Origin of the sequence: Paenibacillus sp. JDR-2, assembly GCF_000023585.1 — a bacterium.
Classification (GTDB): domain Bacteria; phylum Bacillota; class Bacilli; order Paenibacillales; family Paenibacillaceae; genus Pristimantibacillus.
On record NC_012914.1, the window covers coordinates 1 to 10000 of the forward strand.

8 protein-coding genes are annotated in these 10000 nt (G+C 49.5%); 7 read left to right on the top strand and 1 reads right to left on the bottom strand.

Going from position 1 to position 10000, the window contains the following annotated elements; all coding sequences use genetic code 11:
* Window positions 1–26 precede the first annotated feature (26 nt).
* The 6 genes from dnaA to gyrB all read left to right on the top strand — a co-directional run bounded on the left by dnaA (window position 27) and on the right by gyrB (window position 6401).
* On the top strand, window positions 27–1379 hold the full coding sequence (gene dnaA / locus PJDR2_RS00010) for a chromosomal replication initiator protein DnaA (RefSeq protein WP_012772003.1): 1353 nt from the start codon (window positions 27–29) through the stop codon (window positions 1377–1379).
* A 238-nt stretch (window positions 1380–1617) separates the two neighbouring features.
* Window positions 1618–2760, top strand: a complete 1143-nt coding sequence (gene dnaN / locus PJDR2_RS00015) for a DNA polymerase III subunit beta (RefSeq protein WP_012772004.1) — start codon at window positions 1618–1620, stop codon at window positions 2758–2760.
* A 47-nt stretch (window positions 2761–2807) separates the two neighbouring features.
* On the top strand, window positions 2808–3023 hold the full coding sequence (gene yaaA / locus PJDR2_RS00020; RefSeq protein WP_012772005.1) for a S4 domain-containing protein YaaA: 216 nt from the start codon (window positions 2808–2810) through the stop codon (window positions 3021–3023).
* A 38-nt stretch (window positions 3024–3061) separates the two neighbouring features.
* Entirely contained in the window at window positions 3062–4171 is a 1110-nt protein-coding gene (gene recF, locus PJDR2_RS00025) for a DNA replication/repair protein RecF (protein ID WP_012772006.1), read from the top strand.
* 29 nt (window positions 4172–4200) lie between these two features.
* A complete protein-coding gene (gene remB / locus PJDR2_RS00030) occupies window positions 4201–4452 on the top strand; it encodes an extracellular matrix regulator RemB (protein WP_012772007.1) in 252 nt (83 codons plus the stop codon).
* A gap of 41 nt (window positions 4453–4493) precedes the next feature.
* Window positions 4494–6401 carry a DNA topoisomerase (ATP-hydrolyzing) subunit B gene (gene gyrB, locus PJDR2_RS00035; protein ID WP_012772008.1) on the top strand — a complete coding sequence of 636 codons (1908 nt, stop codon included), beginning with the start codon at window positions 4494–4496 and terminating at the stop codon, window positions 6399–6401.
* Between the two features lie 27 nt (window positions 6402–6428).
* Here gyrB and PJDR2_RS00040 read toward each other — a convergent pair whose 3' ends face one another.
* Entirely contained in the window at window positions 6429–7190 is a 762-nt protein-coding gene (locus tag PJDR2_RS00040) for a YheC/YheD family protein (RefSeq protein ID WP_012772009.1), read from the bottom strand.
* A gap of 295 nt (window positions 7191–7485) precedes the next feature.
* On the opposite strand from PJDR2_RS00040, the gene gyrA reads away from it, so the two are divergent.
* Window positions 7486–9993 carry a DNA gyrase subunit A gene (gene gyrA / locus PJDR2_RS00045; protein ID WP_012772010.1) on the top strand — a complete coding sequence of 836 codons (2508 nt, stop codon included), beginning with the start codon at window positions 7486–7488 and terminating at the stop codon, window positions 9991–9993.
* The last annotated feature ends 7 nt before the right edge of the window (window positions 9994–10000 follow it).

The window sequence follows — 10000 nt, forward strand, 5'->3', positions numbered from 1 at the left end:
GCGATTTTTGATAAGGAGTGACGTCTGTGGACAGCCATACCTATGATTTATGGCAGCAAGTGTTGTCAATCATTCAGACGAAACTAAGCAAACCCAGTTTCGATACCTGGTTTAAAGCGACCAAAGCTTCCTTCGTGAACGATTCGCTCTTGGAAGTGACGGCGCCGACAACATTTGCGGCTGAATGGCTGGAAGGCCGGTATACCAAATTAATTCGCAACACCTTGTTTGAGTTTCTAGGCAGGCAGGTAGACGTTCGCTTTTCGATTGAAGAGGCGAAGCCGGCTGAACCCGCACCTCCCATTCTGCCTAAGGCTGCGGAAGCGCCGATCATACAAGAAGAAACCTTCAATCATATGCTTAACCCGAAATATACGTTTGATACGTTTGTCATCGGGGCCAACAACCGCTTTGCGCATGCCGCATCGCTTGCCGTAGCGGAAGCGCCGGCGAAAGCCTATAATCCGCTCTTTTTATACGGCGGCGTAGGGCTTGGCAAGACCCACTTAATGCATGCCATCGGCCATTACATCATGGATCACAATCCAAGCACGAAGATCATGTATATTTCTTCCGAGAAATTCACGAACGAATTCATTAATGCGATTCGGGATAATCGGGGCGAGAGCTTCCGTAACAAATATCGCAATATTGACGTGCTGCTGATTGACGATATTCAGTTTTTGGCCGGTAAAGACGGTACGCAGGAGGAGTTCTTCCATACCTTTAATGCCTTGCATGAGGAGCGGAAGCAAATCGTCATCTCCAGTGACCGTACGCCAAAGGAAATTCCGACTTTGGAGGAAAGGCTGCGCTCGCGGTTCGAGTGGGGATTAATAACGGATATTCAGGCACCGGATTTGGAAACAAGGATCGCGATTTTGCGCAAGAAAGCGAAAGCGGAGAACCTTGATATTCCGAATGAAGCAATGGTCTACATTGCGAATCAGATCGATACGAATATTCGCGAGCTGGAAGGCGCCCTCATCCGCGTAGTCGCTTACTCTTCGCTTATTAATCAGGATATTACGTCCCATCTGGCAGCCGAAGCGTTAAAGGACATTATTCCGTCCAGCCGTCCGAAGATGATCACCATAAACGATATTCAGCAAAAGGTTGGAGAGTTCTATGGGCTGCGTCTCGAGGAGTTCAAAGCGCGGAAACGGACCAAAGCTGTTGCCTATCCGCGGCAAATCGCCATGTATCTCTCGCGTGAGCTGACCGATTATTCGCTTCCGAAGATCGGCGAGGCGTTCGGCGGGCGCGACCATACGACTGTCATCCATGCGCATGAGAAAATTTCGCAGCAGCTGAAGCAAGACCAGGACTTGTACAAGATTTTGCAGAACCTGACCGAAAAGATCAAAAATCACACGTAAAAGTTATTCACTTCTATATGAACACCCAAGCAAGCCTATGCACAAGCTATACACATGTGGATAGGCTTGCTTTATCCGTGTTTTAGACGGTTATCCACATATTAACGCCGCCTACTACTACGACTACTAATATTTTTTAAAAAAACATCATCAAAATAGGGCGAAAACGCCCATTACGGCTTCGCCGATTTTTAAACCCACGAAAACATCGATCCGAAACGGACTTAGGAGTGAAACCATGAAACTTTCGATTTCCAAACATGAACTGAACGAAGCCATCCAGCAGGTTGCCAAAGCGGCTTCTTCCCGTCCGACTATTCCAATTCTCGGCGGCATCAAGATTGAAGTTACCCATCAAGGGGTTACCTTAACGGCAAGTGATACCGATATATCTATTCAAAGCTTTATCCCTGTAGAACGGGATGATCTCGTTATTGCAAATGTGGATAAACCGGGCAATGTGGTGCTTCCCGCTAAATTTTTTGTCGAAATCGTTAAGAAGCTTCCGTCTGACAATGTTGAAATTGAAGTAGGCGCGCATTTCCAAACCCTAATCCGTTCCGGTTCTACGGATATTCAGATGGTTGGCCTGGATCCGGAGGAATTCCCTGTTCTTCCTTCCATCGAGCAAAATGAACTGTTCCAAATGCCAGGCGATCTTCTGAAGGCGATGATCCGTCAGACTGTTCTGGCCGCATCCGTTAACGAGCAGACACCTATTTTGACCGGTGTTCTCTGGAGTCTGCAGGACAAGCAGTTGAAATTTGTGGCGACTGACCGCCACCGTCTGGCCAGCCGTATCGCGCAAGCGGAGACCGCTGCCGACTACCGGTTTAACAATGTTGTAATCGCAGCAAAAACGTTAGTCGAGCTGTCGAAGCTGGTTCCGGATCAGCACGGCCTCGTTGATATTGTCGTAGCCGACAACCAGGTGTTGTTCAAAATCGGCAACGTACTGTTCTACACCCGCGTGCTCGACGGGACATACCCGGATACTTCTAAAATTATTCCGAGCGTGTTCAAAACAGAACTCGTTCTTGATACAAAAAAATTGACGGATGCAATCGACCGCGCGTATCTGATGTCGAGAGAAGAGAAAACCAATATCGTTCGTCTGGCAACGATGGAGGACGGTTCGATCGAAATTTCCTCCAGCTCGACGGAGCTTGGCCGTGTTACCGAGCAGCTGGAACCGAAACAGTTCGACGGCGAGCCGCTAAAGATTGCGTTCAACTCCAAATATATGCTGGATGTGCTTAAAGTTATCGACAGTGAGCACATCTTTATCGGTTTTACCGGGGCAATGAGCCCAATTGTTATTCGTCCGACCGATCATTCCTACAACACGTATGTTATCTTGCCTTATCGGACAACGAACTAAGGTAATTCCAGCTTGGGCAATAACGGTGAAAGGCAGGTGAGCAAGTGATGAAAGAGATCGCCATTCGTGACGAATATATTACGCTTGGACAGTTTTTAAAACTGGCTGATTGTATATCCACAGGTGGACACGCGAAATTTTTCTTGCAGGAAAACGAAGTTCACATAAACGGAGTTGTGGATAACCGCCGCGGCAGAAAGCTGTACGTCGGTGACCGCGTTGAAGTGGAAGGCTGCGGCGTCTTTACGGTGACCGGGGCATAAATGCTTAAGAAGCAGCCAGGCCGGGAGGACAAACGAACGTGTTTTTAAAAAGCATTCAATTGCAAAACTATCGCAACTACAAAGAGCTCGAGCTCGTAACAGACAATAAGGTCAACTTGTTTGTCGGACCTAACGCGCAGGGGAAGACGAACTTGCTGGAGGCGATCTTTGCGCTCGCCCTCACCAAGTCGCACCGCACTTCGAAGGATAAGGAGCTGATCGGCTGGGAAGCCGATTCAGCACGCATCCACGGTGAGGTGGAGAAGCGCTACGGCACGTTAAAGCTTGATTTGATGTATTCGTCACAGGGCAAGAAAGCGAAGATTAACGGACTTGAGCAGCGAAAGCTCAGCGATTTCATCGGATCGCTGAACGTCGTCATGTTTGCACCTGAGGATCTGGAGATTGTAAAAGGAACGCCGGGCATACGAAGACGGTTTCTCGATATGGAAATCGGCCAAGTACAGCCCGGTTATTTGCATACCCTGACGCAGTACACGAAGGTGCTTGCCCAACGGAACAATTATCTGAAGACCGCAACACCCGGAGGCTCGCAGCAGGCCATGCTGGAGATCTGGAATATGCAGCTTGCCGAGCATGGTGTTAAAATTATGAAAAAAAGGAAACACTTTATTCATAAATTACAACGGTGGGCAGAGCACATTCACTCCGGCATTACGGCGGGCGGCGAGCGCCTCACCATTGAGTACCGCCCGTCCTTTGACGGCGGCGCCTCCGAAGATGAAACTGTTTTATTTGAGCAATTTATGTTAAAGTTATCACAGGTGAAAGATCAGGAGATTCGCAGAGGAATGTCGCTCGTAGGGCCTCATCGCGACGACATGGCATTCTTTATCAACGGCAAGGAAGCGGCCGTATACGGGTCGCAGGGACAGCAGCGCACAACAGCGTTGTCTCTCAAGCTTGCCGAGATAGAGCTGATCTGCGAGGAAATTGGGGAATACCCGCTGCTATTGCTTGATGATGTCTTGTCTGAGTTGGACCAGAACCGGCAGACGCAGCTCATCGAGACCTTTCAGAGCAAGGTTCAGACGTTTATTACTACGACCGGACTCGAGAGCGTAAATGTGAGCAAACTCCAGGGCGCCGGGATCTACGATGTGCGGGAAGGCCGAGTGACGCGCTGATAACGGTCATATAACGGGAGGCGGAGGACATGTATATCCATTTGGGCGGCGAGAAAATTATCCGGGCTGCCGAGCTGGTAGCCATTTTTGATATATCGATAGAGCAATCCTCCAAGCTTTCCAAGCAATTTGTAGCAGGAGCCCGTAAACGCAAAGACGTCGAAACGATTGGTGAGGAAGAACCGAAATCCATTGTCGTGACGAAGCAGAAAATCTATTATTCGCCGATTTCATCCTCTACTTTGAAGAAACGGGCCCATCATTTTGCGGCGAATGGCTAGAAGCAGCCTAGGCGAACAGGTATGAGAGGAGTAGTGAGCAGTTGAGTCAGCAGAATACGTATGATGAAAGTCAGATACAGGTCCTCGAAGGCTTAGAAGCGGTGCGGAAACGTCCGGGGATGTACATTGGCTCTACCAGCGGCAAGGGCCTCCACCATCTCGTATGGGAGGTCGTCGATAATAGTATTGACGAAGCGCTGGCCGGATACTGTACAAAAATCCAGGTTCGCGTCCACGAGGACAATAGTATTACGGTTATCGATAATGGCCGTGGTATTCCCGTCGGTGAGAACGCGAAGCTGAAGAAATCGACACTTGAAGTCGTTATGACAGTCCTTCACGCAGGCGGCAAATTTGGCGGCGAGGGCTATAAAGTATCGGGCGGATTGCACGGAGTAGGTGTATCCGTCGTTAATGCGTTGTCCGAGCATGTAACGGTTACCGTTAAGCTTCACGGAAATGTATATCAGCAAGAATACCGCCGCGGTGTGCCGCAGTATGATGTGAAGATTATTGGTGAATCGGATGAGACGGGAACGACTGTTAAGTTTAAGCCGGACCCCGAGATTTTTACGGATACGACCGTTTACGAGTATGAGACTCTCCAATCGCGTATCCGCGAGTTGGCGTTTTTGAATAAGGGCCTCGAAATTGAACTGATTGATGAGCGTACGGGCACATCCAATTCGTTCAAGTACGACGGCGGCATTATCGAGTTCGTCAAGCATTTGAACCGCAACAAGGAAGTCATGCATGAAGAACCGATTTATGTTGAAGGCTCGAAGGACCATATTCAGGTGGAAGTTTCGTTGCAATATAACGACGGTTACACCGAGAATATTCATTCGTTCGCTAATAACATCAATACGCATGAGGGCGGTACGCATGAATCCGGCTTCAAGAGCGCGTTAACGCGGATTATTAACGACTATGCCCGCAAGACGGGATTAATTAAAGACAATGATTCCAACTTCTCCGGCGATGACGTCCGCGAGGGCTTAACGGCGATTATTTCGGTGAAAATCCCCGAGCCGCAGTTCGAAGGACAAACAAAGACGAAGCTTGGCAACAGCGAAGTACGCGGTATTGTGGAATCGTTCTTTGCCGAGAAGCTGCAGGAGTTCCTGGATGAGAATCCTTCGGTTTCCCGCAAAATCGTTGAAAAAGGCCTGCAAGCGGCAAGAGCCCGCGAAGCGGCACGCAAGGCACGCGAGTTAACACGCCGCAAGAGCGCGCTTGAAGTGAGCTCCCTGCCAGGTAAACTGGCTGACTGCTCCTCCAAGGACGCTTCGATCAGCGAGCTGTATATCGTCGAAGGCGACTCCGCCGGCGGTTCGGCGAAGCAAGGCCGCGACCGTCATTTCCAGGCGATTCTGCCTCTGCGCGGTAAGATCCTGAACGTTGAGCGTGCTAGACTTGACCGCATTCTCGGTAATGCCGAGATCCGCGCGATTATCACGGCGCTTGGCACGGGGATTGGCGATGATTTCGATCTGGCGAAGGCACGTTACCATAAAGTCATTATTATGACCGATGCCGACGTCGACGGTGCGCATATTCGGACTTTGATGTTGACCTTCTTCTTCCGTTACATGCGGAAGATTATCGAAGCAGGATATATTTATATCGCACAGCCGCCGCTGTTCAAGATTGAGCGGAACAAGGTTATCCGTTATGCGCAGTCCGAGAAGGAACGCGAAGAGATTATCGCGGAATTCGGTGAAGGCGCCAAAGTAAACGTACAGCGTTATAAAGGTCTCGGCGAGATGAACGCTACGCAGCTGTGGGAGACAACGATGGATCCGGAGAGCCGGACCATGCTTCAGGTATCGATCGAAGACGCTATTGAAGCAGACGTTATCTTCGACACGCTGATGGGCGACAACGTTGAACCACGCCGTGATTTCATCCAGCAATTTGCGAAAGACGTTAAGAACTTGGATATTTAATAAAAATATAGCCGTCCTTGCGGGCGGCTATTTCTTTTTGTATCGGCCGTAAGAAACGGCGTACTGATAGATTTTGCGGAACATCGATTTGTCCTCGAGCTTTCGGAATATAAAGGCATCAGGTTTTGTGTTTACTTCAAGAATCCAAGGCCTTTGCTGCTGGTCGATGGCGATATCGATTCCAAGCTCCTTGATGCCCGGGTAATGCTTCTCCAGTTCTTTTGCGATATCCAGGCTGATTTGTTTGAGGCGCATGGCGTATATCATCTTCTGGGTGGGCGATTGATGGGATGACAGCAAGCGTTCGAAGGACATCGGCGTGCCACCGTTATGGTAGTTGGTAACTACCTTCGCGGGATGGGCAAGACGGCCGATAATGCCGGTAGCTTCCCAATGGTTGTTCTCGTTACGCTGTACCATCACCCGGATATCGAAGCGCCGGTTTTTGTGGCGGAGAAGATCAATGCCGCGTTGAACCAAATAACGTCTGCCGTTAATTCTTTTAGCCAGGCTTTGGTGCAGCAGCTCGAGGGTAGGAAAAGTCCGGATTGTGGTGTTCAGTTGATACTTATAGCCTTTGGCAGCCTGCTTAAGCCTTTCTACGCGCATGACGCCTTTGCCAAAGGTGCCGTTTACGGGTTTGACGTAGACCATCCCGTATTCGGCAAGCATCAGCTGCAGATTTTCCTTGTTGAAAAGCCTTGTTGAAGGTATATATTCACGGAGAGCTGGCGAGTGTAGAAGTACATTGGTTTTCTCCCATTTGCTGTATACCAATTGAATAGACAATGTTGTTGCTCCTTTCCCTTAGGAACGGGTATTAAGCGATGAAGATTGCGGATCAAGAAGAAGACAGACTTTGGAATGAGTGGTATAATGTAATTTGGGTCTGTTTATTTTATGGCGGATCGGGCACGAAAAGATACGAGTTATTTGCCTATTTTTCATCATTTTTTTAGGCAATTTGCCGGTTTCATAGATGAAACGGATGCAGGGCGTTTAGCCGTGCCTTTTTTGTGAAAGTAATATAATGGTTATCATGTTTGACAAGGTTTGCAGATTGATGACGTCAGGGAGGTAAAACATGGCGGAAGAACAACAGCATTCGCAAATTAAAGACCGTGACATCGGTACGGAAATGCGCGATTCATTCATGGACTATGCGATGAGTATTATCGTAAGCCGCGCATTGCCGGATGTAAGGGACGGTCTTAAGCCGGTGCATCGTCGTATTTTGTACGCAATGTCGGAGCTGGGCATGTCTTCGGACAAGCCATACAAGAAGTCTGCGAGGATCGTAGGGGAAGTAATCGGCAAGTACCATCCGCACGGCGATTCGTCGGTTTATGAAGCAATGGTACGGATGGCGCAGGATTTCTCCATGCGGTACATGCTCGTGGACGGACATGGCAACTTCGGCTCGATTGACGGAGATATGGCGGCGGCGATGCGGTATACCGAGGCGCGTCTGTCGAAAATCGCCATGGAGATGCTCCGCGATTTAAATAAAGAAACCGTTGATTTCGTTCCGAACTACGACGGCGAGGAGAAAGAGCCGGCAGTTCTGCCGTCGCGTTTCCCGAACCTGCTCGTAAACGGGGTAACAGGTATTGCCGTAGGTATGGCAACCAATATTCCGCCGCATAACCTGACCGAGGTTATCGACGGTATTCAGGCATTGATCCGTAACCCGGAGATTACGCCTGTTGAGCTGATTGATTATGTAAAAGGCCCCGATTTCCCTACGGCGGGTATCGTTATGGGACTTAGCGGCATCCGTCAGGCTTATTTGACGGGACGCGGCACGGTAACCATGCGCGCGCGTGCGACGATTGAAGAGAACGGCAACAAAGCCCGGATTATCGTCTACGAGCTGCCGTACCAGGTTAACAAAGCACGCTTGGTAGAAAAAATTGCCGAACTCGTCCGCGAGAAGAAAATAGAGGGAATTACCGACCTTCGCGATGAGTCCGACCGCAACGGCATGCGGGTCGTTATTGAGCTTCGCCGCGATGTAACGCCAAGCGTTGTGCTGAACAATCTGTATAAGCAGACGCAAATGCAATCCAATTTCGGTATTAACATGCTCGCGCTAGTTAACGGCGAACCTAAGACGCTGAATATTCGTGAAATGTTGTATTACTATTTGCAGCATCAGATCGAAGTTATTCGCCGTCGTACCGAATATGATCTGAAAAAAGCAGAAGCGAGAGCCCATATTCTCGAAGGCTTGCGTATTGCCCTTGATCATTTGGACGAAGTTATCGCTTTGATCCGTGCTTCGCAAACAGCGGACATTGCCCGCGAAGGCTTGATTGAGCGTTTTGCGCTTAGCTACGAGCAGGCTCAAGCTATTCTCGATATGCGTCTTCAAAGGCTGACTGGCCTGGAACGCGACAAGATCGAAGCCGAGTATGCGGAATTGATGAAGAAGATTGCCGAATACAAGGCGATCTTGGCGGATGAGCAGCTTGTGCTCAACATCATCAGTGATGAACTCAATGAAATCAAGGAGCGTTTCGGTGACGAACGTCGTACCGAAATTACCGTGAGCGATGAGGAGATTCTGGATGAGGACCTGATCCCTCGCGAGGATGTTATCATCTCTATCACGCATACCGGCTATATCAAGCGTTTGCCGGTAACCACTTACCGCAGCCAGAAGCGGGGCGGCAAAGGTGTCGTTGGCATGGATACGAAAGAACATGATTTCGTTGAGCATCTGTTCGTATCTAACACGCACCATTACTTGCTGTTCTTTACGAACAAAGGCAAGGTATACCGCCTGAAGGCTTACGAGATTCCAGATCTTAGCCGGACAGCTCGGGGAACGCCGATCATCAACCTGATTCAGATTGAGCAAGGCGAGACGATCAATGCGGTTATTCCTGTAGAGAGCTTCGATTCGGAAAGCTACCTGTTCTTTGCAACCCGCCAAGGTATCGTTAAGAAGACACCTCTTGACGATTATATGAATATACGGAAGGTCGGCCTGATTGCGATTTCGATCCGCGAGGATGACGAACTGATCGGCGTGAAGCTGACAGACGGCAACCAGGAGATCGTAATGGGGACAGCGCAAGGCATGTCGATCCGCTTCTCTGAGCAGGATGTTCGTTCAATGGGACGCTCCGCTACAGGCGTAAAAGGCATTCAACTGGATGATGACGATACCGTAATTGATATGGACGTTGTTAATCCGGAGAACGATGTGCTTATCGTAACGGCCAAAGGCTACGGCAAACGCACGCCAATGAGCGAGTACCGGATTCAGAACCGTGGCGGTAAAGGGATCAAGACCCTTAACGTTACCGACAAGAACGGACCGATTGTCAGCCTGAAGGTTGTTCTGAATGACGAAGACCTGATGATTATGACCGCCCTTGGCACGCTTATTCGGACGAGCATGGAAGGCATCTCGACGATGGGTCGTAATACGCAAGGCGTTAAGCTGATCAATACGCGTGATGACGATACGGTATCTACCGTAACTCGCGTAGCGCGCAGTGAAGAAACTGACGAGACGTTTGAAGAAGGCGAAGAATTCGAAGGTACAGCTCCTGATGCAGGCACTGAACCCGCAGAAGAGTAAAACCGGA

Excerpts from the sequence above, each read along its gene's own strand:
- gyrA (WP_012772010.1), top strand. The coding sequence starts at position 7,486 with ATGGCGGAAGAACAACAGCATTCGCAAATTAAAGACCGTGACATCGGT.
- yaaA (WP_012772005.1), top strand. The coding sequence starts at position 2,808 with ATGAAAGAGATCGCCATTCGTGACGAATATATTACGCTTGGACAGTTT.
- dnaN (WP_012772004.1), top strand. The coding sequence starts at position 1,618 with ATGAAACTTTCGATTTCCAAACATGAACTGAACGAAGCCATCCAGCAG.
- remB (WP_012772007.1), top strand. The coding sequence starts at position 4,201 with ATGTATATCCATTTGGGCGGCGAGAAAATTATCCGGGCTGCCGAGCTG.